Genomic DNA, 26365 nt, shown 5'->3' on the forward strand with positions numbered 1-26365 from the left:
GCCCCACGCTGCACTGCGACACAATGCGGGACACTCGTTAATTGAACCTTCCAAAAGTTCGCGCAGACTCGCAGCGAAGGGCGCAATGTATGCTGATTTTATAGACAGTTGCGCAAGAAGGCGGCGCGCGTCCGCATGTGTATGCAGCCCGCTGCAAATCCCGTCCGGTTGAACGTTTGCTAGCTGCCCGCCGGCATTAATTTGCCGAGCGCGTGCTCGACCACTTCCAGCGTGTAGGGCTTCTGGACCACCGGCGCCGAGGCCAGATCCGCCGGGATCGGCGCACGCTCGCCATAGCCGGTCGCGAAGATGAAGGGCACGCCGATCTCCTTCAGCTTCTGCGCCACCTTGATGCTGCTCTCGTTGCCGAGATTGAGATCGAGCAATGCAAAGCTCGGCCGCGCGCGCTCGATCGCACGCAGCGCCTGGTCGACGCTCGCCGCCGTGTCGACCTGGCGGGCGCCGAGATCGAGCAGGATGACCTCGGCCGCCATGGCGATGATGAGATTGTCCTCGACGATCAGCGCCGTGTCGGAAATGCGGGGACGGGTGGATTGCTGTTCCTCTACGCGCATTGCGGCTCCTGCGATTGCTGTCACCAACTCGACGAAGTTTGGTGGAATGATGAACTTCGCCTGCACGCCGAGCAGATCGAAACGAATCTCGGCCTCGCCCTTGAGATCGAACGGAACGGAGCGCTCGATGATGGTGGTCCCGAAGCCGCGGCGCGACGGCGGCTGCACCGGAGGGCCACCGCTCTCCTTCCACTCGATTTCGAGGCTCGAATTCGGGTCGATACGCCACACCACCTCGACCTGCCCGGTGGAATCGGCGAGCGCGCCATATTTGGCGGAATTGGTCATCATCTCGTGGACGACGAGCGCCAGTGTCGCGAACGCCCGGGGATCGAGCGCCACGTCCGGTCCGTCGATCCTCACGCGGTCAGCGCGCGCGCCGAGATAGGCGCCGGCCTCGGATTCGATCAGCGCGCGCAGCGCCACCGGCGCCCAATTCAGGTTGGTGATCTGGTCGTGGGCGCGTGCCAGGGCCTGGATGCGGCCGCCGAGCACACTGGCGAACTCCTCGACGTTCTTGGCGGTATCCTTGCTCTGCGCCACCAGAGCCCGGACCAGACTGAGGATGTTGCGGACGCGATGATTGAGCTCGGCAATCATCAGTTCCTGCCGCTCCTGCGCGCCGCGGCGCTCGCGCGCAGCGACATCGGACAATTGCAGGATCACCTCGAGCAGCGTCACGCGCAGGCTCTCGGCGATGCGGATATCGGCCGCCGACCACGGTTTCGACTGGCCAGCCACCGTCTCCTCCCAGAGTTCGAAGCTCTTGCGTGGCGTCAGGCGCGGGCCGTTCGGGCCCTCCTCATAGACCTTCTCGGGAGCGCCAGCCCAGTTGACGGAACGCAGCACCTCGCGCCGGAAGAAGATCAGGCAATCGCGCGGGGTCCGCGAGATCGGGATGGCGAGGAAGCCCGCAGCCCGGTCCCGGAAGGGCTCGCCGGCCGGGTAGACCTTGGCCATCTCGGCGCTGGCGAAGATCCGTCCCGGCGATGTCCGGTTGATGAAGGTGACGAGTTCCTTCACTTCCTCTTCGGTCGGCGTCTCGCCGTCGAGCGTGATCTTGTTGTCGGACCAGACCGCAACGCCGTCACATTCGATCATCTTGCGATAATCGCCGACGAAATCGACGATCGCGCGGCGGCTGTTTTCATGGACCGCGGCGGTCTCGACCAGTCGCTCCTGGACCTTGTGGGCGCGGGCCTCGTAGGCGACACCGCTTTCGCGCTCCCTTCCCTCGACGATCCAGGAGAACATCTGCCCGAACAGCTCGGAGGCCGTTCGCTTCTCGAACGAAATGTAGCGCGGCGAGTAATGATGGCAGGCAAATAGCCCCCATAGCTTGCCTTCACGCAGGATCGACACCGACATCGAGGCGCCGACGCCCATATTGCGCAGATATTCGATGTGGATTGGCGAGACAGAGCGTAGCACGCTCATGGAGAGATCGAGCAGACCCGCATTGTGCGTGGCGACCGAGAACAGCGCGGCCGGCTTTGCGTTGATGTCGGCGATGATGCGCAGCCAGTTGCGCTCATAGAGGACGCGCGCCTGCCTGGGGATGTCCGAAGCCGGATAGTGCAATCCGAGAAATCGTTCGAGCCCGGCTTCCGCGGCTTCCGCGATCACCTCGCCCGATCCGTCCGGGTGAAACTGGTAGACCATGACGCGGTCGAAGCCCGTGAGCACCTTGAGCTGGCGCGCCGCCTCGCGGGCAAGCTCTGTCATGCCGCGGGTCTTGCGGACACGTTCGAGCATCAGGCGCACGAGCTCGCCCGAATTGACGTCGGGCTCGATCACGCTGGGCTCGGCCTCGATGACGAGATAAACGCCGGAGAAGTGGATCGAGAGATCGTAGAGCGGCTTGCCGGACTGGATCTCGACGCCGAACACGCGCTCGGTTGCATCAGGGCCGCTGAGCTGGTCGACACGGTTGCGGATCGTCTCGATCGCGACCGACGAGAAGACGTCGGCGATCGGTCGCCGCAAAAGATCGGAAAGTTCGACGCCAAGAAAGCTGCCGACATTGTCCGACGCCATGCAGATGGTGAAATCGGATAGCAGCGTCAGCAGGAAGCCGAACGGCTGCACGCTGCCGGGGATGTGGATCGGCTCGCGATCGCAATTGGTGAGATTGACCGCCTCGTTCATGCGCGGTCCGCCGCCTGCTCGAACGCTCTGAAGGCTGCGCCTGCCGCCTCGATCGCGTCGTCCTCGTCGCACGCACCTTCGGCTCCAAGCTTCGCCAGGAAGCTCTGCCAGAGCCGCTGGCCCGCACCATGGCTGAGATACGCCGAGGCCTCACCGATGCGCGGATCTGCAGCGTCAGCGACCGCCTTCAGCAGGAATTTGGCGCCGAGCCGGGAGCCCTCCAGCACATACATCGTGCCGAGCACGCCGCTTCGTGTCAGAGGCCGCACCGACACCGTGGACTGCGCGCCGCTCCCAAGCCGCCCGAGATCAGCCGCAATCGCAGCGCTGCGCGACCGCTCCGGCCAGTCCGGAAACATTCTGGCGACGCCGGCCTCGACGAGCGCCGCCTCGAGCGGCAAGAGCGCGCCGGCACTGGCTTGCAGAAAACGACGATAGCCGGACAAGGCGGCGAGATCGAACGACGTCAGCTGCGCATCGAGGTCCCGGTGCGCAGCCGCAGTGGCGTCTCTTAGTCTTTCGCGGAGTCCGGAGAAGCTGCGGCCCACATGTGTCGAAACGTCCGAAGCCCCAGCCAGCATAGATTTCCCAACGCGCGCGATGCCGGGGGCGCGATTGCCCCGGAACGACGAAACGCCGGGGGAAACCCAAAGGTTCCCACCCGGCGCCGGAAAAACGGCGGCGGCGCCCTAGGGCCGCCGCCGGGGCTTGCTCAACTCGTACTCGATCTCGGACCGGGTCATGCCGCAGTCCAGCAGCTCCCGTTCGGTCATGGCTGCGAGCTGATACCGGGCCCGGGACCGCTCCCGCCGGACCCGCACGATGTCCACAAGCGTCCGCCAGGCCCGCATGACCATCGCCGGCTGTGACGGACAGGACCGACCGGCGGACGCGACGCGGTTCAATCCGGTCAGCCCGCGGCCCTCACGTGTCTCTGCGGAAACGGACCGAGCGCCTTCTCGGTCAGGATCGAGTCGCAGTATTCTCGAATCTCCTTGATCTTGCCGTCCTCGAGACGAAACACCAGGCAATAGTCGTTGTCGTAGCGGACGCCCTCCGGCGTGACGTTATCGCCCTTGGCCTCCACCACGACGACGTCGCCGTCGGCGATGAAGCGGTGGGCGACCGTCCGGGTCCGGTCGGCCAGGCGGGTGCGCACATAGGCGTGCAGATCGTTGAGGATCGCCTGCTTGCCGGAAAAAGTGCGCGACCAGGAATACTGGCCGGTGACGACCCATCGGGCGTCGTCGGCAAGGCTTGCGGTGAACAAAGCGCGGTCGCGCGCGGCCGGATCGGGATCGGCGGCGGCGGCGAAGATATCCTGCATCAGTTTCTTGTTGGCGCTCGCGCTCATGGCGGCATCTCCGTTTGGTGGCAACACGGAGATCATCGCGGGGTCAGGATCATTCTTCAAATCGATAGCGAATATGATATCTATTCACCTCATGAATTTGAATTCCCTTGACCTCAACCTGCTGACCGCACTCGACGCGCTGCTGCGCCAGGCCAATGTCAGTCGCGCGGCCCTGAGGATCGGCCTGTCGCAGCCGGCGACGAGCCACGCACTCCAGCGCCTGCGCGACATCTTTGGCGACCCACTCCTGGTTCGCACCGGCGCGCGCATGGAGCTGACGCCGCGGGCGCAAGCGCTGCGCGCGCCGCTGGCACAGGCGCTCGACCAGGTGCGCGGGCTCTTTGTGCCCGAGGAGTTCGATGCCGCGCGCAGCGAGCGGCAGTTCCGCCTGATGATGCCGGATCTCGCGGTCGAACTGCTGATGCCGCCGCTGATGGAGAAGGTGACGCGGGCAGCGCCCAATGTTCGCATCGACGTCGTGCCGTGGCGGGGGCCTGCAATCTTCCACGCCGAGTTCGCCCGCACCATTGACCTCGTGATCTCGATCGGCAACGCCTTCAAAGGTTTTCATCGCCAGCTGCTCTATACCGACAGCGACGCATTGGCGGTGCGGCGCGGCCATCCGCAAGCCGCGAAACTAAAGCGGCGCGAGACCTTCCTGGCCGCGCGTCATGTCGGCGTGATCATTCGCGGCCAGCCCGAGGATCTGATCGACACCTGGCTGCGAGCCAAGGGCATCGAGCGGCATATTTCGCTGGTGGTGCCGGGCTATCTCGAAGCGCTGCACGTCGCCGCCCGCACCGATCTCGTCGCCTTCGTGCCGCGCCGGCTTATCGCGGCGCTGTCAAAGCAGTTCGGCCTCGTCGCGGTGACACCGCCGCTCGACCCCGGGATCGATGAGCAGTTCATGTTCCATCCGACCCGCGCGCAGATGGACCCCGGATCGATCTGGCTGCGGCGGCTGATGCTGGAGACGGGCCGGGAGCTGGAGAAGAAAGAGCGACGTGCTGGGTAGGACACAGCTTCAAAACAAATAGTGTCGTCCCGGACAAGCGCAGCGAAGCGGAGCGCGGATCCGGGACCCATAGCCCCAGGGTGTAGTTCGACGAAGACTGATCGTTCGGTACTGCTATCGAGCACAATCGATAGATTCCGCGGTATGGGTCCCGGGTCTGCGCTTACGCTTGCCCGGGACGACACCGAGTTTGTTATGCCTTCTGCGCGTCCATCACCTTGCGCACGGTGGGGCGGTCCGACATGCGTTTGAAGTGGTCGGCGATCTTCGGCGTGGCGTGGATGTCGACGCTGTCGCCTTCGAGCCAAAGCGAGAGCGTGTGGAGATAGGGATCGCAGATCGTGAACTGATCGCCCATCACCCAAGGCCCCCTGAACATCTTCTGCTCGATCAGGGCGAAGCAGGCGGCCATGGTCTTGGGGACCATCGCCTTCATGTCGGCGAACGAACTCTCCTGCGTCGCCCAGCGCGCGCCGCGCATCTTGTGGGCATGGTTGATGTGCACGGTCGAGCAGAGATAGGAGTTGAACGACTGCACCTGGGCGAAGTCGAAGGGATCGTCCAGCGGCGCAAGCTTCGCCTTGGGGAAGGTCTGCGCGATGTAGGCCAGCATCGCCGGCGTCTCGGTAAGGACCCCGCGATCGGTCACCAGCGCGGGCACGCGCCCCTTCGGGTTGATGGCGAGATAGTCCGGACTGGTCTGCTGGCTGTCCTTGAAGCTCAGCCGTTCAGCCGTGTAGTCGGCGCCGGCCTCCTCCAGGGTCATGTAGGTGGCAAGCGCGCAGGTCCCGGTGGCGTAGTAGAGCTTGAGCATGTCTGACCTCATGGGAAAGCTGGAAAATAACGGCTGTCGTCCCTGAGGTCTATAGCACGCTATTCTACGTGCTTTGCTCTTCGCAGTTGCCCACTGCCGCCCGCCTGTGCCAAGACGCCTGCAATCGGAGGGGTTTTGTCATGACCGTACTCATCGCCGGTGGCGGCATCGGCGGGCTGACGCTTGCACTCAGCCTGCACGGCATCGGCGTTCCCGTAAAAGTGTTCGAGAGCGTGGCCGAGCTGAAGCCGCTCGGCGTCGGCATCAACGTGCTGCCGCACGCGGTGCGCGAGCTGATCGAGCTCGGGCTGATGGACAAGCTCGATGCCAGCGGCGTGCGCACCCGCGAGCTCGCCTATTTCTCCAAGCATGGCAAGCCGATCTGGAGCGAGCCGCGCGGGCTCGAAGCCGGCTACAAATGGCCGCAATTCTCGATCCATCGCGGCACGCTGCAGCAACTCCTGCTCGATACCGCGGTCGAGCGGCTCGGCCGCGAGAACATTCTGACCAGCCATCATCTGACCGGATGGAGCGAGACGGCCGACGGCGTGCGCGCCGACTTCATCAACAAGGCGAGCGGCAAGGCCGCTGGCACTTACGAAGGCGCAATCCTGATCGCTGCTGACGGCATTCATTCCGCCGTACGAGAAAAGCTCTATCCCAACGAGGGACCGCCGATCTGGAACGGCCGCATCCTCTGGCGCGGCGTCACGCCGTCAAAGGCGTTCCTCACCGGCCGCACCATGATCATGGCCGGCCACGAGATCCTGAAATTCGTCTGCTATCCCATCAGCAAGGCGCCGGATGCAAACGGGAACCAGCTCATCAACTGGGTCGCCGAGCGCCACATGCCGCCGACCTATCAGTGGCGGCGCGAGGACTACAACCGCACCGCGCGGCTGGAAGAGTTTCTGCCCTGGTTCGAGAGCTGGCAGTTCGACTGGCTCGACGTGCCCGGCCTGATCAGGAACTGCCCGCACGCCTATGAATATCCGCTGGTCGATCGCGATCCTGTGTCGCAATGGACCTTCGGCCGCGTCACGCTGATGGGCGATGCCGCGCATCCGATGTATCCGATCGGCTCGAATGGCGCATCCCAAGCGATCCTCGATGCCCGCACCATCACGCGCGAGATCCTCGCGCACGGACCAACGCAGGCGGCGCTGCTGGCCTATGAGGCCGAGCGGCGGCCGGCGACCACCGACCTCGTCCTGCTCAACCGCAAGAACGGCCCCGAGCAGGTCATGCAGCTGGTCGAGGAGCGCGCGCCGGACGGCTACAACGTCGTCACCGACGTGCTGTCGCAACAGGAGCTGGAAGACGTCGCCGCGAACTACAAGCGCGTCGCGGGATTCCAGGTCGAAGCGCTGAATGCGAAGCCGCCGATCGTGAGCGCGGGTGCGCGCGCGGGCGCGTAAAGACTACCGCACCACCCTCGCCGCTTCCAGCAGCCGCTCGCTCGCGCTGGCCGTGGCCAGCACCGTGCCGTCTTCCGCCATCAGCCTGGCCTCGACGAACGCAATCGTTTTGCCGAGCTGCGTCACCTTCGCCTCGCCGATGATCGGGCCGGGCTTTGCGGGGCTGAGGAAATTCACGGTCATGCTGATGGTGGTGGTGTAGAGCCGGCCCTCGCTCATCACCAGCACCGCCGGCCCCATCGTGTCGTCGAGCATGGCCGAGAGCATGCCGCCCTGGATCAAACCTGCCGGGTTGCAGAACTCCGGCTTGCCCTCGAAGGCGAGCCTGATCCAGCCTTCCTCCGGACGGGCATCCAGCAGCCGCCATCCGAGCAATTCGGCGCAAGGCGGCCTGCGAAAGTTGTCGAGCGCGGTCTTCACCATGGGACTGTCTTCCTCTCGCATCCCGATAGCGTAGTCCTGCTGCAACGTGCTGTCAGGAGAAGGGGGGCGATCAAAGGCCCAGCGCGTGCGCGATCACCTTGCGCATGACGTTCGGTAGCGCCTCATCGGCGAGCGTCGAGATCGGCACCCAGCGCATGCCCGCGGGCGCGCGGGTGCGGGCTTCGGCCTTCGCCGTGTAGACCACCAGCTCCAGCGGAAAATGCGTGAAGACGTGGGTGACGACGCCGACCTTGCGCTGCCAGCGCGACAGCCCTTTCATCGCCGGCGCCTGCTGTTTCGCCGTCGCGTCCTCTTGTCCGGCGAGCCAGTCCGAGCCCGGCACTTCCGTCATGCCGCCGAGCAGGCCCTTTTCGGGACGGGATCGAACCAGCAGCTCGTCACCGCGCGTGACGACAAAGGCCGCGCCCCGTCGCAGCGTCCCGCTCTTCTTCGGCGCCTTGCGCGGAAAGCTCTCCTGGGTGCCCCGCGCACGCGCGGTGCAATCCTCGTTCAGCGGGCACAGCGAGCAGGCCGGCTTCTTCGGCGTGCAGATCGAAGAGCCCAGATCCATCAGCGCCTGCGCGCTATCGCCGGCGCGAGACTTCTCGTCGCCGGCGATAGAGTTGGCGAGCAGCGTCGCCGCCAATTGCTGGATCAGCGGTTTTGCTTGCGGGAGTTCTTCTTCAACTGCAAAGAGCCGCGACACCACCCGCTCGATATTGCCGTCGACCGGCATGGTGCGGCGGTCGAAGGCGATCGCGGAGATGGCGGCTGCCGTGTAGGGCCCGATCCCCGGCAGCGCGCGCAGGCCTTCCTCGGTGTCGGGAAACACGCCGCCATGGTCGCGCGTCACCGCCACCGCGCAGGCGTGGAGATTTCGCGCGCGCGAATAGTAGCCGAGCCCGGCCCACATCCGCAGCACGTCGTCCTGCGACGCCTGCCCCAGCGCGGTGACCTCAGGCCAGCGCGCGACGAATTTCTCGAAATAGGGACCGACCGCCTTGACGGTGGTCTGCTGCAGCATGATCTCCGACAGCCAGACGCGGTAAGGATCCGACGCCTCGCCGGGCGCGGCCCGCCACGGCAATCGGCGGCGGTGGCGGTCGTACCATTGGAGGAGCGCGAGCGGGCGCGACGCGGTCTCCGCCTGACTGGGTTCCGACTTCGCCTTCAGCGCGGATTTGTGGCTCATGCTCACACTGTAGCGATGTCGCTCCGATCTCTCCACGTCGTGCCCGCGCTCATCCTTGGCATCCACGTCTTTCTTCACGACGAGGAGCCTGTGGGTAGCGCCCCGAAGTGCTATAAGGGTCCATGTCCAAATTCCCTCCAAAGCCCGGCCCCATCAGCGCCAAGCCGCTCGCGATCCTGCTCAACGACGTCTTTGCGGAGGCCTACGCCAAGCAGGGCTTTGCCTCGCGCGAGTTGGTGACGCGGTGGGCGCAGATTGCCGGGCCGGAGATCGCGGCCCATGCAGAGCCCCTCAAGATGCAATGGCCACGGCCGGTCGAAGGCCAGCCGCAGGAGCCGGCGACCCTGGTGCTGCGGGTCGAGGGACCGATGGCGCTGGAGATCCAGCACTCCGCCGATGTCATCCTGGAGCGGGTCAACCGCTTCTTCGGCTGGAGCGCGGTCGGCAAGCTGGCCTTCCGCCAAGCCCCCTTGTCGCGGCCCCGGGCCCGGAAGCGGCCCGGCCCGCCGGACCCGCAGGCCGTCGCCAAGGTGGCGGAGAGCCTTGGCCAGATCGAAGATGAAGAACTGAAGACGGCGCTGGCCCGTCTCGGGGCCGCCATCAAGCGAAATTGAGCCTCATTTCGCGGTCAATCTGGACCTGTCCTTGCGGCGCGCCATTGCCACAAACGACGTTTCAAGCTAGCGACAGGCCGCCTGAACTGGAACTTCGGGCGAGACCACGCCAATCCGGGAGCCGACCTTGATCATCACCCGCCGCGCCTTCAACACGATGCTGTCGCTGACCGGGCTTGCCGCGCTCGCCGGACTGTCGCCGCTGCGGTTCGTCTCCGAAGCCATGGCGCAGGCCGCCGGCGATGTGGCGAAGCCCGTCTCGCTGCCCGACATGGCGCTCGGCCCGAAGGACGCCGCGGTCACCATCACCGAATACGCCTCGATGACCTGCCCGCATTGCGCGGCCTTCAACGAGCAGGTGTTCCCCAAGATCAAGTCGGAATACATCGACACCGGCAAGGTGCGTTACATCTTCCGCGAGTTCCCGCTCGACATCAAAGCCGCTGCCGGCTCGATGCTGTCGCGCTGCATCGCCAAGGACGACGCGCCGAAATACTTCGCCGTCACCGACATGCTGTTCCGCCAGCAGAACGACTGGGTGCTGAAGAACACCACCGAGACCCTGACCCGGATCGGCAAGCAGGCCGGCCTCACCCAGAGCCAGGTCGAGGCCTGCCTGAAGGACCAGGCCCTGCTCGACAAGATCGCCGCCGACCAGAAATATGCCAGCGACGTTCTGAAGGTGGATTCGACGCCGACCTTCTTCATCAACGGCGAGAAGATCAAGGGCGAGACCTCGTTCGAGGAATTCGCCAAGAAGATCAATCCGCTGCTGAAGAGCTGATTCGCTCGTCAAGATTCTGATTCGCATCTCGAAAGCCGTATCTTTCCCGTCATAAATCCCTTGGGAAAAGCGGCTTTCGCCGGTTGCCCTCGCGGCGCACCGCGGCCATTGTCCAGCCGCATGAGGCGCCTCGCGCGACTCGCCCGGATAGCGACACTGCCTTCCATGGTATTGTCCCGGCAGGGGGATTCGCGCCTGCCAACAGAGATGCGTGCTTATGAAAATCACCCGCCTGCGCCTTCACGGCTTCAAGTCCTTCGTTGAAGCCACGGACTTCGTCATCGAGCCCGGCCTGACCGGCGTGGTAGGACCCAACGGCTGCGGCAAGTCGAATCTCGTCGAGGCTCTGCGCTGGGCGATGGGCGAGACCTCGTACAAGTCGCTGCGTGCCGCCGACATGGACGCGGTGATCTTCGCAGGCTCCGGCAACCGTCCCGCGCGCAACCACGCCGAAGTGACGATGACGATCGACAATTCCGATCGGACCGCGCCGGCGGCGATGAACGACAGCCAGCTTCTGGAAATCTCTCGCCGCATCGAGCGCGAGGCCGGCTCGGTCTATCGCATCAACGGCCGCGACGTGCGCGCCCGCGACGTGCAGATCCTGTTCGCCGACGCCGCCACCGGCGCGCGCTCGCCGGCCCTGGTCCACCAGGGCAAGATCGGCGAGATCATCCAGGCAAAGCCCGAGCAGCGCCGCCGCGTGCTGGAAGACGCCGCCGGCGTCGCCGGCCTGCACGCACGCCGCCACGAGGCCGAGCTGCGGCTGAAGGCCGCCGAAACCAACCTCACCCGCGTCGAGGACGTGATCGGCCAGCTCGCGGGGCAAGTGGAAGGCCTGAAGAAGCAGGCCCGTCAGGCCGTGCGCTATCGCGAGGTCGCGGCCAAGGTCCGCAAGGCCGAAGCAACCCTGTTCCACCTGCGCTGGATCGGCGCCCATGCCGACGTCAGCGAATCCCGCCAGACCCATGATCTCGCCGTGCGCGAGATGGCCGAGCGCACCCAGCACCAGGCCGAGGCGGCCCGCATCCAGGCCATCCGCGCCACCGAGATGCCGGCGCTGCGCGATGCCGAGGCGCGCGCCGCGGCCGGGCTTCAGCGCCTGACCAATGCCCGCGAGCTGCTCGACCGCGAGGAAGAGCGCGCCAAGGAGCGCGTGGCCGAGCTCGAGCGTCGCCTGGCGCAATTCGAAGGCGACATCTCGCGCGCCCAGCAGCAGACCATGGACGCCGACGTCGCGCTGCAGCGGCTCGACGCCGAAGACGCCGAGTTGAAGGAAGAGATCAAGTCGCGCGTCGAGAAGCGCTCCGGCGTCGATGAGCGCGTCGCGGAAGCCGAGGCGACGCTGACCGAGACCGAGCAGCAGTTCGCCGAGCTGACCACCGCGCTCGCCGACCTCACCGCCAAGCGCAACCAGCTCGAAGCCAATGTCCGTACCCACCGCGACAAGCTCGCCCGGCTCGACCAGGAAATTTCGAACGTCGCGGCCGAAGAGCAGAAGCTCGCGGATGAAACCGGCGGGTTCGGCGATCTCGACGAGCTGACCGCGACTGTCGAGACCGCCGAACAGACGCTGGCTGCTTCGGAAGCCGCCGCGCAGGCGAGCGAAGCAGCGCATCTCGCCGCCCGCCAGACCCTGGAATCCTCGCGCTCGCCGCTTGTCGAAGCCGACAAGCGCGTGCAGCGGCTCGACACCGAGGCGCGCACAATCTCCAAGATCGTCAACGGCGAGACCAAGAACCTGTGGCCGCCGATCATCGACGGCATCACTGTCGACAAGGGTTTTGAGAAGGCGATCGGTGCCGCGCTCGGCGACGATCTCGACGCGCCGGTCGATCCGTCGGCGCCGATGCGCTGGACCAATGCCGGCGTCACCGAGGGCGATCCGGAGCTTCCCGAAGGCGTCGTGCCGCTCGCCAACCATGTGCAGGCGCCGACCGAGCTGGCCCGCCGTCTGGCGCAGATCGGCGTAGTGCCGCGCGAGCGCGGTGCCGAGCTGATCTCGCAGCTCAAGACCGGTCAGCGGCTGGTCTCGCCCGAGGGCGACGTCTGGCGCTGGGATGGCTTTGTCGCCGCCGCCCACGCCCCGACCGGCGCGGCACGACGGCTTGCCGAGCGCGCCCGCCTCGTCGACATCGAGAACGAGCTGGAGCAGGCCCGCATCGACGCGCAGATCAAGCGTCAGGCGCTGGAGAATGCCGAAGCCGAGCTGCAGATGGCCGCCAGCACCGAAGGCGCCTCGCGTGAAGCCTGGCGCGCCGCGCAGCGCGAACTGAACGTCGCGCGCGAGCGCCATGCCACCGCCGAGCGCGAGATCAGCCGTCACGCCGCACGCAAGGCGACGCTGTCAGAAGCTCACAGCCGTCTCGCCGCCGACCGCGCCGAGGCCGAGGCAGCCTACGAATATGCCGCGGCCGGCATCACCGAGCTGCCGTCGAGCGAGGACACCGAGACCCGTCTCGCCGCCGTCCGCAGCGACATCGAGGGCCACCGCCGCATGGCCGCCCAGGTCCGCGCCGAGGCGCAGGCACTGGCGCGCGAGGCCGAGCTTGCCGACCGCCGCGTGCAGGCGATCCTCGCCGAGCGCACCGAGTGGCAGAACCGCAAGGAGAGCGCGGCCTCCCACATCGACACCATCCAGACCCGCATCACCGAGGTCTCGATCGAGCGCAGCGATCTCGAAAACGCGCCGCAGGTGTTTGCCGAGAAGCGCAGCGCGCTGATCACCGAGATCGAATACGCCGAGAACGACCGCCGCATGGCCGCCGACGCGCTCGCCACCGCGGAAGCCGCGATGGCGGAGACCGATCGCGTCGCCAAGCTGACGCTGGAAGCACTCTCCAGCTCCCGCGAGGCCACCGCCCGCGCCGAGGAGCGCATGGAAGGCGCGCGGCGCCGGCTCGAGGACATCGAGCGCGAGATCCGCGACATGCTCGAAGTCGAGCCGCAGGCCGTTGCCGGCCTCGCCGAGATCGAGCCCGGCGCCGAATTGCCGCCGCTGCACGACATCGAGGAAGACCTCGAAAAGATGCGCCGCGACCGCGAGCGCCTTGGCTCGGTGAACCTGCGCGCCGAGGAAGAGCTGCGCGAGGTCGAGACCCAGCACACGGGTCTGGTCACCGAGCGCGACGATCTCGTCGAAGCCATCAAGCGGCTGCGCCAGGGCATTCAGAGCCTCAACAAGGAGGCGCGCGAGCGGCTGCTGACCTCGTTCGAGGTCGTCAACAACCACTTCAAGCGCCTGTTCGTCGAGCTGTTCGGCGGCGGAGAGGCCGCGCTGCATTTGATCGAGAGCGACGACCCGCTGGAAGCCGGCCTCGAAATCATTGCCAAGCCGCCGGGCAAGAAGCCGCAGACGCTGTCGCTGCTCTCGGGCGGCGAGCAGGCGCTGACCGCGATGGCGCTGATCTTCGCGGTGTTCCTCACCAACCCTTCGCCGATCTGCGTGCTGGACGAAGTCGACGCGCCGCTCGACGACCACAACGTCGAACGGTACTGCAACCTCCTGCACGAGATGACCAGCTCGACCGACACCCGCTTCATCATCATCACGCACAACCCGATCACGATGGCGCGGATGAACCGGCTGTTCGGCGTCACTATGGCCGAGCGCGGCGTCTCGCAGCTCGTGTCGGTGAGCCTGTCAGAGGCGGTGGACATTCTCGACCAGAACGTGGCGTGATACCTCTGGCTCCGAAATGAAGGTGGACGAAGATGATCTCGCCCACACTTCCACCTGAATTGAAAGCGGCCCTCGACGGCAAGCTTCAGGGTTTCTCGCGCACCGACGCGGCACAGCGCTCGCAGAAGATCTCGACCACCTATCGCGCTGGCGGCGGCTCCGGCACGATCAAGTCGGACGCCGATGCGCTCGCCTATGCGCTCGCACGGATGCCTGCGACCTACGCGGCGGTAGCCGCAAGCCTCAATGCACTGACCGAGATTGCACCGGACCTTGCCCCGGAAACACTGCTCGACGTCGGCGCAGGCCCCGGCACGGCAAGCTGGGCTGCCGCTGAGGCCTTTCCGTCGCTGCAAGATTTCACGCTGCTCGACGCCAACGCCACGCTCAGCCGGCTCGCGCTCGAACTCGCCCGCGACAGCACGCGCCTGGCAGAGTGCCGCTACCTGCCGGGCGATGCCGGCGGCAACCTCGCCGAGGTCGCGCAGGCTGATCTGGTCGTTGCGAGCTACTTCATCGGCGAACTCAATGAAACCGAGCAACGCAAGCTCGCGGAGGCAATGTGGGCCAAGGCACGCCACGCGCTGGTCGTGATCGAGCCCGGCACGCCTGCCGGCACCGCGCGCATCCTCGCGCTGCGCCAGCAACTGATCGCAGCTGGCGCCCACGTCGCCGCGCCGTGCCCACACGAAAAGCCCTGCCCGCTCACCGCGCCCGACTGGTGCCATTTCAGCCAGCGCCTGCCGCGCTCCCAGGCTCATCGCCAGATCAAGGGCGCCGACGTGCCGTTCGAGGACGAACGCTTCATCTATGTCGCCCTGACCCGCGTAGCGCCTGCGAGCCGCGCCTCGCGCGTGCTGGCACCGCCGGATGTCGGCAAGGCCGAGATCACGGCCAAGCTCTGCACCGAACAGGGTGTTGAGCTCGGCAAGATTCCGCGACGCGACAAGGCCGCCTATGCCAGTGCCCGCCGGTGGCGCTGGGGCGATGCCGTCATTGCCGAAAGTTAACCTCGCCCGGCGCTTTTGCCTTGAACTCGGATGGCTTCCGGTCCGACCAAATCTGACCTTCCCTCTGCACCGGGGCTCTCGCTCCGCGCCAATTTGGTCTACCCTAGCGCCCGCCTTCTTCCCTCTTCAGGAGTTCTCCATGTCGACCGGCTGGATCGTTCTCGGCGTCATCGTCGTTCTCGTGTTCCTGGCGTTCAGCGCCTACAACCGCCTGGTGGCGCTGGGCCAGCGCGTGGGCCAGGCCTTTGCCGATATCGACGTGCAGCTCAAGCAGCGCCACGACCTGATCCCGAACCTGGTCGAGACCGTGAAGGGTTATGCCTCGCACGAGCGCGGCACGCTCGACGACGTCATCAAGGCGCGCAATTCGGCGATGTCGGCACAGGGCCCGGCGCAGGTCTCCGCCGCCGAGAACCAGCTCTCCGGCGCGCTCGGCCGGCTGATCGCGCTGTCGGAGGCCTATCCCGACCTCAAGGCCAACGCCAACTTCCAGCAACTCGCCAGCGAGCTCTCCGACCTCGAGAACAAGATCGCGGCGAGCCGCCGCTTCTTCAACAGCGCGGTCCAGGAATACAACACCGGCATCCAGCAGATGCCCGCCGCGTTGTTCGCCGGCATGTTCGGCTTCACCAAGAAGGACTTCTTCGATCTCGGCGCCAGCCGCACCGAGGTCGAGGCGACGCCGCAGGTGAAGTTCTGATTGCTGCGTGAGCGACCTCTCACCTTCGTCATTCCGGGGCGCGTCGAAGACGCGAACCCGGAATCTCGACCGAGACACTAAGCTCTGGATTCCGGGTTCAGGCCTGCGGCCTGCCCCGGAATGACGGGAGCTAACGGAAGCAGCCATGGCCGCGTATGGTCTCTACACGCACATCGCCTCGAACAAGTTTCGTTCGATGCTGCTGCTCGCCGGTCTGTTCGCGCTGGTCTACGTGCTGGTCTATGCCGGCGCGCTGGTCGCCGAAGTCGTCATCGACGGCAACGAGACCGTTGCCTACTATCTGAGCCGCGCGTTCAGTGATCTGAAAGTCGCCGCGCCGGTCGCGACGATCGTGGCGGCGGTCTGGATCGTGATCGCCTATTTCTTCCACCAGTCGATGATCGATGCCGTCACCGGCGGCCACGACGTCACCCGGCAGGAGGAGCCGCGGCTCTACAATCTGCTCGAAAATCTCTGCATCTCGCGCGGCATCACCATGCCGAAGCTGAAGATCATGGAGAGCCCGGCGCTGAACGCGTTCGCGACCGGCCTCAACCCGCGGCAATATTCGATCACGGTCACCACCGGCCTCCTCGAAGCGCTTGATGACAAGGAGATCGAGGCGATGCTGGGCCATGAGCTGACCCACATCAAGAACGGCGACGTGCAGCTGATGGTCGTCGCCGTCATCATCGCCGGCGTGGTCGGCTTCTTCGGCGAATTGTTCTTTCGCCTGTTTACCAATTTCAGCTGGAGTTCCGGCGGCTCGTGGTCCTCTGGCTCCTCCTCGTCGTCGCGATCGTCCTCGTCCAGCAGCGACAGCAAGAACTCCGGGGGCGGCGCGGTGATCGTGATCATCATCGCGGTCGTGCTGATCGTGGTCGCCTGGCTGATGTCGCAGGTGGTCAAGCTCGCGCTGTCGCGGTCGCGCGAATATCTCGCCGACGCCGGCTCGGTCGAGCTGACGAAAGATCCCGACGCCATGATCTCGGCACTGCGCAAGATCGAGAACCGCGGCGAGCTGCCGGGCGCGACTTCGGCGGTGATGGAGCTGTGCGTCGACAATCCGCGCGAGGGCTTTGCCGATTTGTTCGCGACCCATCCGTCGGTGCAATCCCGCGTTGACGCGCTGGTCAAGTTCGCCGGGGGCCGTGATCCAGGTCCGCTACCGCCGCCCGGGGACGAACCCGACGAGCCGCAGCCGCAAGCCGACCAGCCTGACGCCCCGCCGGTGGCGAAGGGACCGTGGAACGATGCTGGCGGCTCGGTCAGTCCGCCGCCCGTCCCCGCACCCAGCCCGGCCGGAACCGCGGCGGGAAGTCCCATCAATCCGATGGGCCCCTGGGGCCGCCATTGAGTGCGTGATTTACCGCCGCGCGCGGCAGGTTTTGCGACGGTTGGGAAAAACTCCGGAAATTGCCGCAGCGGGGTGCCAGAGATTTGAATTCTCCCTTGTTTCTGCCATGTTCGCGCCCAACAGCAGACTTGGGACATCTTTGGGACATCGATTTGGGGCCCGGCCGATTGCGAGCTGCGATCGGGGCCGCTTTAGGGGACAACAATGGCAAAGCCGGCAGTGGTTGTGGTGGGCGCGGACAAGGGCGGGGTCGGCAAGACCACGGTATCGCGCACCCTGCTCGATTATTTTTCCGCCAACAACGTGCCGACGCGCGCGTTCGACACGGAGTCGCCGCGCGGAACCCTGAAGCGCTTCCACCCCGATATCACCGAGATCGTCGACATGACGACGACGGCCGATCAGATGAAGATCTTCGACACGCTCAACGCGACCAGTCCGTCGGTCACCGTGATCGACGTCCGCGCCGGCCTGCTCTCGCCGGCGCTCGCCTCGCTGCGCGATATCGGTTTCCTCGACGCCGCCAAGGCCGGCCAGATCACCTTCGCGGTGTTCCACATCCTCGGCCCCTCGATCGCCTCGCTGGACGAGATCGCCGAGACCGCGGGCTTCATGGGCGGCGCGAAATATTTCCTGGTGAAGAACTTCATCAACGACACCCAGTTCTTCCAGTGGGACCAGGCGACTTACCAATCGTATTTCAACCGCATCAAGGACGCGACCGAGCTGACCATCCCCAAGCTCAACGAAATGGCCTATGAGCAGGTCGAGGTGTCCTCCGTCCCGTTCCTGAAATTCGTCGCCAACAAGGGCATCCACGACGAAGCCGCGAACTATTCGTTCGTGCTGCGCGGTTATGTCCGGCACTGGCTCGCGAACGTCTGGAGTGAATTCGACCGGATCCACCTGACCGACATCGTCGGTGCGAAGCCCGGCCGCAACAGCGAAAAATAGTTGCGCAAGCCGGACGGATGCCGCTGGATTGAGCGGTGAATCCGCGCAGATATAGCTGTCGATGCCCGCGACGCCCCTCTACATCATCTGTTCGCCCCGCCCGCAGGTCGGCAAGACGCTGCTGGCGCGGCTTCTGACCGAGTTTCTGCTGCTCAAGAACGGCGACGTCGCGGCCTTCGATGTCAATCTGAAGGAGCCGTCGCTGCTCGACTTCCTGCCGAAGGTCACCGAAACGGCCGATGTGATCGACACGTTCGGCAAGATGCAGCTGATGGACCGCGTCATCCTCGATGATGGCCTTGCCAAGGTGATCGACCTCGGCTTCCACGCCTTCGACGAATTCTTCAAGATGACCGAGGAAATCGGCCTGCTCAAGGAGGCGGCACGCCGCCACGTCGCGCCGATGATTCTGTTCATGGCGGACACCGACCGCGCCTCGGCCCGCGCCCATGAGATGCTGCGGGACCGGATACCGCGGATGAACCTGATCACGGTGGACAACGAGCACATCGTGCGCGGCGAGCTGCCGGCGGCGATGGCGGCCGGACGGGTGTTCCGCCTGCCCGCGCTGCCCGGCTTTCTCAAGACCTATATCGACCGGCTGAACTTCTCCTTCACCGGCTATCTGCGCCAGGAGAAGGACTCGTCGACCGAGCTGCACCAGTGGATCCGGCGCAACTACCTCGCCTTCCGCGAACTCGAGCTCAGCCTGATCCTGCAGCGGTCGTAGGCGACAATTTCACCCGGATATTATTGACTGCGCGCCACGCCGCGTCTATTGAGGACGCCCATCGCGTCCTTCAACAAGGTCTTCCCCGTGAGCATCGACCGGAAAGCAGCCATCGCCGCCTACAAGGAGCGCAAGACCATCGCGGGCATCTTCGTCATCCGCTGCGCGGCGTCGAGCGAGGCCTGGGTCGGCCAGGCGCCGAACCTCGAAACGATCCAGAACCGCATCTGGTTCTCGCTGCGCCAGGGCAACCACACCTGCCGCAGCCTTCAGGCCGCCTGGAACGCGCATGGCGAGGCGGGACTGACCTTTGGCGAATGTGAGCGTCTGGAAGACGAGGAGAGCCCCTATGTCAGGAACGCGCTCCTGAAGGAGCGCATGCTGCACTGGCGGGCCGAGCTGAAGGCCGAGGCGATCTGACGCTCTCAGTGCCCCTCGAACGTCATCAGCGTGCGCACCGGCACGTCCATGGCGCGCAGCTTGGCGGCGCCGCCGAGCTCGGGCAGGTCGATGATGAAGCAGGCCGCGACGACGTTGGCGCCGATCTGGCGCAGCAGCTTCACCGCGCCTTCCGCGGTGCCGCCGGTGGCGATGAGGTCGTCGACCAGGATGACGCGCTCGCCGGGCGAGATGGCGTCGACATGCATCTCCATCTCGTCGATGCCGTATTCCAACGAATAGGCGATCCGCACGGTGGTGTGCGGCAGCTTGCCTTTCTTGCGGATCGGCACGAAGCCGGCCGAGAGCTGGTGCGCCACCGCACCGCCGATGATGAAGCCGCGCGCTTCCATGCCGGCGACCTTGTCGATCTTGTTGCCGGCCCAGGGATTGACGAGCTCGTCCACCGCGCGGCGGAACGCGCGCGCGTCCGCGAGCAAGGTGGTGATGTCGCGGAACTGGATCCCCGGCTTGGGATAGTCGGGGATGGTGCGGACGCTCGCCTTCAGATCAAAGGTCATTCGTGCCTCTCAATTGGCCGGCGCATCGAGCCGGAACGCATTCTCAACGATACGCAAGCCCACCTCGTTGCCGAGCGACATCAGCGATTCCGGGTGGAATTGCACGCCCGCGACCGGCAGGGTCTTGTGCTCCAGCGCCATGGCGACGCCGTCCTCGGTGCTGGCGGTGACACTCAACACCTCCGGCATGCTGTCGCGCTCGACGAAGAGCGAGTGATAGCGGCCGATGACGATCTCGTTCGGCAGATTGCGCATCAAGCGCCCGCCGCGCACCTGCACCCGCGACGGCCGGCCATGGGCGGGATGCGTGAGCTGCCCGAGTTCGCCGCCGAAATATTCGCCGATCGCCTGCACGCCGAGGCAGACGCCGAACACCGGCAGCTTGTTCTCCAGCGCCGCGTCGATGGTTTTCTTGATCCCGAAATCCTCGGGGCGACCGGGACCGGGCGACAGCACCAGCAGGTCCCACCTCTTCTGCTTGAGCATGTCGAGTGCATGCACATGCCTGACGACGGTGACGCTGGCGCCGACCTGGCGGAAATAGTCGGCGAGCATGTGCACGAAACTGTCGTCGTGGTCGATCAGCAGCACCCGCTTGCCCGAACCCGTGGCGTCGGGCGCAAAAGCCGACAGCGGCTTTGGCGGATCGCCGCGCAGCGCCTGAAACAGCGCCGCAGCCTTGACTTGGCATTCGCGGTCTTCCGCGGCAGGATCCGAGTCAAACAGGCAGGTGGCGCCGACGCGGACCTCGGCGAGACCGTCCTTCATGCGGATGGTGCGGATGGTGAGGCCGGTGTTGATGCTGCCGTCGAAATTCACCGCGCCGATCGCGCCGGCATACCAGCGCCGCGGCGAGCGCTCGTGATCCTCGACGAACTGCATCGCCCAGAGCTTCGGCGCGCCGGTCACGGTGACGGCCCAGGCATGGGTGAGGAAGGCGTCGAGAGCGTCGAATCCGGGACGCAGCATACCCTCGACGTGATCGACGGTGTGAAACAGCTTTGAGTAGGTCTCGATCTGGCGGCGCGCCAGCACCTTGATCGTGCCGGGCACGCAGACGCGCGCCTTGTCGTTGCGGTCGACGTCGGTGCACATGTTGAGCTCGAACTCGTCCTTCTCCGAGTTCAGGAGCTGGCGGATCTGCTCGGCGTCGCCGATCGCATCAGTGCCGCGGGCGATGGTGCCCGAGATCGGGCAGGTCTCGACGCGGCGGCCGTCGGAGCGCACGAACATCTCGGGCGAAGCCGAGACGAGAAACTCGCCCTCGCCGAGATTCATCAGCGCGCCGTAGGGCGACGGGTTGATGACGCAGAGCCGCTGGAACACTTCCGCCGGCGAGCGGTCGCAGGGCTCGGCGAAAAGCTGGCCGGGCACGGCCTCGAACAGATCGCCGCGGGCGAAGGCCGCGCGTGCGGTCTCGACCGTCGCTTGATATTCGCCGGGCGCGTGATCGGAAAAGCCCTGGCGCGGCGTCTTCTGATACGGGCTTTCGGCCGTTTCGTGCGGCAGGCCTGCGGTGGACTTGCCCTTCCACGAGAAATCGTAGGTCAGCACCACGCCGCGGCCGGTGGCGCGGTCGTAGGCCAGCAGGCGATCGGGCACGTAGAGCACGATGTCGCGCTGGTCCTGTTCGCGCGGGCGCTTCTGCACGAGATCCTCGATCTGGAACACGAGGTCGTAGGCGAAGGCGCCGAACAGCCCGAGCAGCCCGTCGTCATTGGCGGAGAAGGCGGCGACGATGTCACGCACCAGTGACATCACGCTGGCGCGCCGGGTGCGCTGGTCTTCCTCGACTGGCGCATCGCCGCGGATGATATGGCCTGATAGCCGCGTGGCGGTCTTCTCGGAGATCACCACGCACGGCTCGCGCAGCACCTCCGTGAGGAAGGCGATCAGCACCTGCCCGCGCCCGTTCAGCGCTTCCAGCCTGAAATTGACGCCAACGGTCTCGAGCTTGAGCGGCGGGTCGGAGAAGCCAAGGTCGAAGCTCTCGTAGCGGCCGGGCACGGTCGTGCCCGAGGACAGCACCACGCCGCGGCGGCGGTCGAGCAGACTGACGAGGTCATCGAGCCGGTTGGCGCCGCCGGTGAACTGCTCCGCCACGCGCGTGATCGCGAGACCTGCGCGGGTCACGTAATCGCTTCGGGCCGGAAGAGCAAAGACTGTCCTGTTCATGGGGTCCTCTTACGAAACTTGCCGAGGAAACGCCACACAGGACAAACGATCAGGCCGCCGCACTGCGTGGGCGACCTCAGACGATTTTGGGAGAATAAATCGCACCGGCCACCTCGTTAGGAGGTGCGCCACCAAAGACGGGTTGGGCGGACGGCGGTGCTCATGGCCGGATACTCACCATGGCGCGGGGGTGGCGTCAAGGGGCGGCCAGGCTCGCCTCGGTCAACAAAATAGTGCGGATCGAGGGCTGCTATGGCGGGGTCGGCAGGCTGTCGCGCCCCACCGCCGCCTCTGCTGCGTGTCGTTCGATTTCGGCCCGCGTTACCGTGAGCGCGGCCTTGCCGTCAGATCCCACGACGTAGGCGCGATCGCCGAGGGTTTCAATCAAGACGAAGGTGTTTCCCGTGACCGCATACCATGCCGCCCGACCGTCGCTCACACTCAACGCCGTGATCGCCGCGGCGGGGTCCAGGCCCAACTTCCGCAACAGCAGGTCGATGGCTTCGGCCGCCAGGTTCTCCTCGGCAATTCTCGAGAAATTCCGGATCGTGTCAGCGCCCACGGTCGACAGCCGCGCCCCCACGAACGGACTGCTCGTGCCAGCTTCATAAAGTCGTCCACCCGCTTCTTCGAAGACGCATAACCGCGAGCCCTTGTCAGTCTTGACACCGAAGGTCCTGCATTGCTCTCCCTCCACATCCAGGTCGAATCCCGCAAGAACCTTGAGCTTGAGTTCCGGGTCAGGCATCACGCCCCCACACGCCGCGGCGACGGTAAGCTGCAGGCGGTCGGTGATCTGGTAGCTGACCTGGCGAACACTTAGCCAGATCCGGCGCTCCGGCAGAAGCGGATTAAGCTGCGCAAGCCGCTCGATTTCGGAGGCGTATTGCTCCTTTGCTACGGCGCGCAATTCGGGCCAGTTCGCAATCCACCGCGCCGCAAGTGGCGTCATCGGCTGAAGTCGCTCGGCTTCATAGAAGCGAGCGTCAAGCGCATCGAGCTCCGCGGCGCGATTCTCGAATCCACTCTGCAGCGCGGCCTCCCCGGGGTGCTCATCCACCCATGCGATCATCTCCTGCAATATCTGGTGTTGCGCGCTCGCTCCCATGGCCTTCAGCCCCGCGAGCGCATCGCCGGATGTCGTCGGCAGCATCGCGACGCCTGTGTTCCGGATGAACTGACTGTGGCCGCCGTTGTTGACCTGAGCGAGATAAAGGTCCGCGTGATAGGCCTGCATAGCCACGGCCGGCAACTCACGTCCCGCGTAAACGCCGGCGCGTTGAATTTGGTTGACGTAGTCGACCACAGCGCCAGTCAGATAATAGGCCTTCTCAGGGTCGCTAGCCGCTTCCAGCGCCTCGCGGGGCACGACAACCGTCGTCAAGCGCCCCTCTACAATCATGGACATCCCCCACCGTCGCCATGGCGACACGCCACCCGACCACAGCCTATGATTGCATCAGATCGATTTCAACAGCGACGTAGCAAGAGCGTGATGACCGACGCGCACCGCGCAGCCCCTATCCCAAATGCTTCCGGAAAAACTCCGTTGCCCTGCCCCAAGCGAGTTCGGCGGCTTCGCGGTCGTGGACGGCCTGACGCTGCTCGTTGACGAAGGCGTGTTCGGCGTCATAGCGGAACAGCTCCAGCGACTTGCCGGCGGCCTTCATGGCCTTTTCGAAGCCGTTGACCAGCTCCGGCGTGCACCAATCGTCCTTGTTGGCGAAATGGGCCTGGAGCGGGATCTTGACGTCGGCGGGCTTGGCCGCCTGCTCCGGCGGGATGCCGTAGAACACCACGCCGGCGGCAAGCTCCGGAATCTTCGTGGCGCCGATGATGGTGACGGCACCGCCGAGGCAGAAGCCGGTGAGCCCGACCTTGGCGCCGTTGCGCGACAGATATTGCGTGGCGCCGCGCACGGTCTGCGTGGTGGCGTCCATGAAGTCGAGCGAGTTCATCTCTTTGCCGGCGGCGTCCGTGTCGTGATACGGCACCACCTTGCCCTTGTAGAGATCCGGTGCCAGCGCATCGAAACCGGCCAGCGCGAAGCGGTCGCACAGACCCTTGATCTGATCCGACAGGCCCCACCATTCCTGGATCACGACAACGCCCGGCGCATTGCCGCGTGCGGCATTGGCGAGATAGCCCGACGCGTCCTTGCCGTCCGGGCGCTTGAAGGTGATGGCGGTTCCCATGGTGTCCTCCGACGAGTTTCTGGGGAGCGGTTGCGGGCATCTTGGCGGGTGCGAGCGCGATACGCAATCGCGCCAAACAACACACACGCGTGTGCAACAAAAAAGCCCCCGTTCGGGGGCTTCTTCATTCTCGTCGCGCGCCGCTCAGTGCGAGTCGGCCCAGACCTTCTTCTTGGTGAAGTACATCAGGCCGGCGAAGATGAGCAGGAAGATGAAGACCTGGAAGCCGAGGCGCTTGCGCGCTTCCATGTGCGGTTCGGCGGTCCACATCAAGAACGTGGTGACGTCCTTGGCGTACTGCGCGACCGTGGCAGGCGAGCCGTCGTCATAGGTCACCTGGCCGTCGCTGAGCGGCTTCGGCATCTTAATGGCGTGGCCCGGGAAGTACCTGTTGTAGTAGGACCCTTCCGGAATGGTCACACCCTCCGGCACGTGATCGTCAAAGCCCTGGAGCACCGCCGAGACGTAGTCCGGGCCCTGCTCCTGGTACTGGGTGAAGAAGTCGACGATGAACATCGGGAAGCCGCGGCCGTAGGAGCGCGCCTTGGTGATCAGCGACAGATCGGGCGGCGCCGCGCCGCCGTTCGCCGCGCGAGCCGCCTGCTCGTTCGGGAATGGCGAGGGGAAGTAGTCCGCCGGCCGGCCCGGACGCTCGAACATGTCACCGGAATCGTTCGGACCGTCCTTGACCTTGTACTCGGAGGCGAACGCCGCAGCCTGCGCCACGGAATAGCCGGGGCCACCGTCTTCCGCGAGGTTGCGGAAGGCGATGTAGGACAGGCCGTGGCAGCTGGCGCAGACTTCCTTGTAGACCTTCAGGCCGCGCTGCAGCGCACCGCGGTCGTACTTACCGAACGGGCCCGAGAAGGACCATTTATTGCCGGGCGGCTTGTCGCTGCCTTCGGAGGCGCGGGCATCCCCGAGGCTGCCGAGGAACAGCGCACCGGCGGCGACGAGCGCGATGGCGATCGAAGCCACCGCCCTGCCGCTCTTGGCCAGGATGGCTTCCGAGATCGAGTTCGGCACGGGGCGCGGCTTCTCGATGCGCGAGAGCAGCGGCAGCACGATCAGGAAGTAGGCGAAGTAGCAGACCGTCAGGACCCGGCCGGCGATCACGTAGATGCCTTCCGGCGGCTGCGCACCGAGATAGCCGAGCAGCACGCAGACCACGACGAAGATCCAGAAGAACTGCTTGGCCAGCGGACGGTACTTCGACGACCTGGTGCGGGCAGCATCGAGCCAGGGCAGGAAGCACAGGATGATGATCGCCGAGAACATCCCGATCACGCCCGCGAGCTTGTTCGGGATCGAGCGCAGGATCGCGTAGAACGGCAGGTAATACCATTCCGGCACGATGTGCGGCGGCGTCACGCCCGGGTTCGCCGGAATGTAGTTGTCGGCGTCGCCGAGATAGTTCGGCATGTAGAAGATGAACCAGGCGTAGAGCAGCAGGAAGCAGGCAACGCCGAATCCGTCCTTGATGGTGGCGTGCGGCGTGAACGGAACCGTATCCTTTTCCGTCTTCGGCTCGACGCCATCGGGGTTGTTCTGGCCGGCGACGTGCAGCGCCCAGACGTGGAGCACGACGACGCCCGCGATCAGGAACGGCAGCAGGTAGTGCAGCGAGAAGAAGCGGTTCAGCGTCGGGTTGCCGACCGAATAGCCGCCCCACAGCAGCGTCACGATGCTCTCGCCGACATAGGGGATGGCGGAGAACAAATTGGTGATGACGGTGGCGCCCCAGAAGCTCATCTGGCCCCACGGCAGCACGTAGCCCATGAAGCCCGTCGCCATCATCAGGAGGTAGATGATGACGCCGAGAATCCACAACACCTCGCGCGGCTCCTTGTAGGAGCCGTAATAGAGGCCGCGCAGCATGTGGATGTAGACCGCGAAGAAGAACATCGACGCGCCGCAGGCGTGCATGTTGCGCAGCAGCCAGCCGTAATTGACGTCACGGACGAGCAGCTCAACCGACTTGAAGGCGAGATCGGCATGCGGCGTGTAGTGCATCGCCAGGATCACGCCGGTCAGGATCTGCATCCCCAGCATGAAGGAGAGGATGGCGCCGAAGGTCCACCAGTAGTTCAGGTTGCGCGGGGTGGGATAGACGACGAAGGAAGAGTGCATGAGGCCGAGGATCGGCAGGCGCCGTTCGAGCCATTGCAGGGCCGGATTGCTCGGCTGGTAGTCGGATGGTCCGCTCATGATGCGATCCTGAGGAAATTATACGACGAGACGGCGCGAAGCTTCGGACGCGGGTCCG

23 protein-coding genes are annotated in these 26365 nt (G+C 65.4%); 11 read left to right on the forward strand and 12 right to left on the reverse strand.

What is annotated here, in order from left to right:
* Positions 1-179 precede the first annotated feature (179 nt).
* From WHZ77_RS25885 to WHZ77_RS25900, 4 genes are all read right to left on the reverse strand, one after another.
* Positions 180-2723 carry an HWE histidine kinase domain-containing protein gene (locus WHZ77_RS25885; protein ID WP_375310544.1) on the reverse strand — a complete coding sequence of 848 codons (2544 nt, stop codon included), beginning with the start codon at positions 2721-2723 and terminating at the stop codon, positions 180-182.
* Positions 2720-3304, reverse strand: coding sequence for a biliverdin-producing heme oxygenase (locus WHZ77_RS25890; protein ID WP_375310545.1), 585 nt, complete (start codon positions 3302-3304; stop codon positions 2720-2722). Before WHZ77_RS25890 ends, WHZ77_RS25885 begins: the two co-directional genes overlap by 4 nt.
* 108 nt (positions 3305-3412) lie before the next feature.
* A complete protein-coding gene (locus WHZ77_RS25895) occupies positions 3413-3580 on the reverse strand; it encodes a DUF1127 domain-containing protein (RefSeq protein ID WP_375310546.1) in 168 nt (55 codons plus the stop codon).
* Positions 3581-3633: 53 nt separating this feature from the next.
* Positions 3634-4077, reverse strand: a complete 444-nt coding sequence (locus WHZ77_RS25900) for a nuclear transport factor 2 family protein (protein WP_375310547.1) — start codon at positions 4075-4077, stop codon at positions 3634-3636.
* Between the two features lie 91 nt (positions 4078-4168).
* Here WHZ77_RS25900 and WHZ77_RS25905 point away from each other — a divergent pair, with 91 nt between their 5' ends.
* A complete protein-coding gene (locus WHZ77_RS25905) occupies positions 4169-5092 on the forward strand; it encodes a LysR family transcriptional regulator (protein ID WP_375310548.1) in 924 nt (307 codons plus the stop codon).
* 193 nt (positions 5093-5285) lie between these two features.
* Here the strand turns inward: WHZ77_RS25905 and WHZ77_RS25910 are convergent, their stop codons facing one another.
* Entirely contained in the window at positions 5286-5906 is a 621-nt protein-coding gene (locus WHZ77_RS25910) for a glutathione S-transferase family protein (RefSeq protein ID WP_375310549.1), read from the reverse strand.
* Positions 5907-6046: 140 nt separating this feature from the next.
* On the opposite strand from WHZ77_RS25910, the gene WHZ77_RS25915 reads away from it, so the two are divergent.
* Positions 6047-7324, forward strand: coding sequence for a flavin-dependent oxidoreductase (locus tag WHZ77_RS25915; RefSeq protein ID WP_375310550.1), 1278 nt, complete (start codon positions 6047-6049; stop codon positions 7322-7324).
* Positions 7325-7327: 3 nt separating this feature from the next.
* On the opposite strand, the gene WHZ77_RS25920 is transcribed toward WHZ77_RS25915, so the two are convergent.
* Entirely contained in the window at positions 7328-7747 is a 420-nt protein-coding gene (locus WHZ77_RS25920; protein WP_375310551.1) for a PaaI family thioesterase, read from the reverse strand.
* A gap of 70 nt (positions 7748-7817) precedes the next feature.
* Positions 7818-8939, reverse strand: coding sequence for an A/G-specific adenine glycosylase (gene mutY / locus WHZ77_RS25925; RefSeq protein WP_375310552.1), 1122 nt, complete (start codon positions 8937-8939; stop codon positions 7818-7820).
* Between the two features lie 122 nt (positions 8940-9061).
* Between mutY and WHZ77_RS25930 the strand changes: the two genes are divergently transcribed.
* The 9 genes from WHZ77_RS25930 (at position 9062) to WHZ77_RS25970 (ending at position 19190) form a co-directional block, all read left to right on the forward strand.
* The gene (locus tag WHZ77_RS25930; RefSeq protein ID WP_375310553.1) at positions 9062-9553 is read left to right on the forward strand and encodes a DUF721 domain-containing protein; all 492 of its coding nucleotides are present in this window, start codon (positions 9062-9064) and stop codon (positions 9551-9553) included.
* 127 nt (positions 9554-9680) lie between these two features.
* A complete protein-coding gene (locus tag WHZ77_RS25935) occupies positions 9681-10337 on the forward strand; it encodes a DsbA family protein (RefSeq protein WP_375310554.1) in 657 nt (218 codons plus the stop codon).
* Positions 10338-10554: 217 nt separating this feature from the next.
* Positions 10555-14019, forward strand: a complete 3465-nt coding sequence (gene smc, locus WHZ77_RS25940; protein WP_375310555.1) for a chromosome segregation protein SMC — start codon at positions 10555-10557, stop codon at positions 14017-14019.
* A 32-nt stretch (positions 14020-14051) separates the two neighbouring features.
* The gene (locus tag WHZ77_RS25945) at positions 14052-15029 is read left to right on the forward strand and encodes a small ribosomal subunit Rsm22 family protein (protein WP_375310556.1); all 978 of its coding nucleotides are present in this window, start codon (positions 14052-14054) and stop codon (positions 15027-15029) included.
* Between the two features lie 139 nt (positions 15030-15168).
* Positions 15169-15729 (forward strand): LemA family protein, encoded by a 561-nt coding sequence (locus tag WHZ77_RS25950; protein ID WP_015687958.1) that lies wholly within the window; start codon positions 15169-15171, stop codon positions 15727-15729.
* 145 nt (positions 15730-15874) lie between these two features.
* Positions 15875-17086, forward strand: coding sequence for a M48 family metallopeptidase (locus tag WHZ77_RS25955; protein WP_375310557.1), 1212 nt, complete (start codon positions 15875-15877; stop codon positions 17084-17086).
* Between the two features lie 204 nt (positions 17087-17290).
* Positions 17291-18040, forward strand: coding sequence for a hypothetical protein (locus tag WHZ77_RS25960; RefSeq protein WP_015687960.1), 750 nt, complete (start codon positions 17291-17293; stop codon positions 18038-18040).
* Positions 18041-18101: 61 nt separating this feature from the next.
* Positions 18102-18770: a hypothetical protein gene (locus WHZ77_RS25965; RefSeq protein ID WP_375310558.1), complete on the forward strand. Its 669-nt coding sequence runs from the start codon at positions 18102-18104 to the stop codon at positions 18768-18770.
* Between the two features lie 87 nt (positions 18771-18857).
* Entirely contained in the window at positions 18858-19190 is a 333-nt protein-coding gene (locus WHZ77_RS25970) for a GIY-YIG nuclease family protein (RefSeq protein ID WP_375310559.1), read from the forward strand.
* Positions 19191-19195: 5 nt separating this feature from the next.
* Here the strand turns inward: WHZ77_RS25970 and WHZ77_RS25975 are convergent, their stop codons facing one another.
* The 5 genes from WHZ77_RS25975 to fbcH form a co-directional block, all read right to left on the reverse strand.
* Complete coding sequence (locus tag WHZ77_RS25975; protein WP_015687963.1) at positions 19196-19729, reverse strand: adenine phosphoribosyltransferase; 534 nt, start codon at positions 19727-19729, stop codon at positions 19196-19198.
* Positions 19730-19738: 9 nt separating this feature from the next.
* Positions 19739-21904, reverse strand: a complete 2166-nt coding sequence (locus WHZ77_RS25980; RefSeq protein ID WP_375310560.1) for an anthranilate synthase component I — start codon at positions 21902-21904, stop codon at positions 19739-19741.
* A gap of 250 nt (positions 21905-22154) precedes the next feature.
* A complete protein-coding gene (locus tag WHZ77_RS25985; protein WP_375310561.1) occupies positions 22155-23288 on the reverse strand; it encodes a DUF4375 domain-containing protein in 1134 nt (377 codons plus the stop codon).
* Positions 23289-23424: 136 nt separating this feature from the next.
* Complete coding sequence (locus WHZ77_RS25990; protein ID WP_015687965.1) at positions 23425-24099, reverse strand: dienelactone hydrolase family protein; 675 nt, start codon at positions 24097-24099, stop codon at positions 23425-23427.
* A 144-nt stretch (positions 24100-24243) separates the two neighbouring features.
* Entirely contained in the window at positions 24244-26307 is a 2064-nt protein-coding gene (fbcH, locus tag WHZ77_RS25995; protein ID WP_375310562.1) for a cytochrome b/c1, read from the reverse strand.
* Positions 26308-26365: the final 58 nt, after the last annotated feature.

Origin of the sequence: Bradyrhizobium sp. A5 (assembly GCF_042076515.1) — a bacterium.
In the GTDB taxonomy this organism is placed as follows: Bacteria; Pseudomonadota; Alphaproteobacteria; order Rhizobiales; family Xanthobacteraceae; genus Bradyrhizobium; species Bradyrhizobium cosmicum.

Bases quoted from the DNA above. Each gene is read 5' to 3' on its own strand.
- WHZ77_RS25910 (WP_375310549.1), bottom strand. From the start codon at position 5,906: ATGCTCAAGCTCTACTACGCCACCGGGACCTGCGCGCTTGCCACCTAC.
- WHZ77_RS25955 (WP_375310557.1), top strand. From the start codon at position 15,875: ATGGCCGCGTATGGTCTCTACACGCACATCGCCTCGAACAAGTTTCGT.
- WHZ77_RS25895 (WP_375310546.1), bottom strand. From the start codon at position 3,580: ATGGTCATGCGGGCCTGGCGGACGCTTGTGGACATCGTGCGGGTCCGG.
- WHZ77_RS25920 (WP_375310551.1), bottom strand. From the start codon at position 7,747: ATGGTGAAGACCGCGCTCGACAACTTTCGCAGGCCGCCTTGCGCCGAA.
- WHZ77_RS25950 (WP_015687958.1), top strand. From the start codon at position 15,169: ATGTCGACCGGCTGGATCGTTCTCGGCGTCATCGTCGTTCTCGTGTTC.
- WHZ77_RS25945 (WP_375310556.1), top strand. From the start codon at position 14,052: ATGATCTCGCCCACACTTCCACCTGAATTGAAAGCGGCCCTCGACGGC.
- WHZ77_RS25960 (WP_015687960.1), top strand. From the start codon at position 17,291: ATGGCAAAGCCGGCAGTGGTTGTGGTGGGCGCGGACAAGGGCGGGGTC.
- mutY (WP_375310552.1), bottom strand. From the start codon at position 8,939: ATGAGCCACAAATCCGCGCTGAAGGCGAAGTCGGAACCCAGTCAGGCG.
- WHZ77_RS25915 (WP_375310550.1), top strand. From the start codon at position 6,047: ATGACCGTACTCATCGCCGGTGGCGGCATCGGCGGGCTGACGCTTGCA.
- WHZ77_RS25990 (WP_015687965.1), bottom strand. From the start codon at position 24,099: ATGGGAACCGCCATCACCTTCAAGCGCCCGGACGGCAAGGACGCGTCG.
- smc (WP_375310555.1), top strand. From the start codon at position 10,555: ATGAAAATCACCCGCCTGCGCCTTCACGGCTTCAAGTCCTTCGTTGAA.
- WHZ77_RS25905 (WP_375310548.1), top strand. From the start codon at position 4,169: ATGAATTTGAATTCCCTTGACCTCAACCTGCTGACCGCACTCGACGCG.
- WHZ77_RS25885 (WP_375310544.1), bottom strand. From the start codon at position 2,723: ATGAACGAGGCGGTCAATCTCACCAATTGCGATCGCGAGCCGATCCAC.
- WHZ77_RS25965 (WP_375310558.1), top strand. From the start codon at position 18,102: ATGCCCGCGACGCCCCTCTACATCATCTGTTCGCCCCGCCCGCAGGTC.
- WHZ77_RS25975 (WP_015687963.1), bottom strand. From the start codon at position 19,729: ATGACCTTTGATCTGAAGGCGAGCGTCCGCACCATCCCCGACTATCCC.
- WHZ77_RS25890 (WP_375310545.1), bottom strand. From the start codon at position 3,304: ATGCTGGCTGGGGCTTCGGACGTTTCGACACATGTGGGCCGCAGCTTC.
- fbcH (WP_375310562.1), bottom strand. From the start codon at position 26,307: ATGAGCGGACCATCCGACTACCAGCCGAGCAATCCGGCCCTGCAATGG.
- WHZ77_RS25900 (WP_375310547.1), bottom strand. From the start codon at position 4,077: ATGAGCGCGAGCGCCAACAAGAAACTGATGCAGGATATCTTCGCCGCC.
- WHZ77_RS25980 (WP_375310560.1), bottom strand. From the start codon at position 21,904: ATGAACAGGACAGTCTTTGCTCTTCCGGCCCGAAGCGATTACGTGACC.
- WHZ77_RS25930 (WP_375310553.1), top strand. From the start codon at position 9,062: ATGTCCAAATTCCCTCCAAAGCCCGGCCCCATCAGCGCCAAGCCGCTC.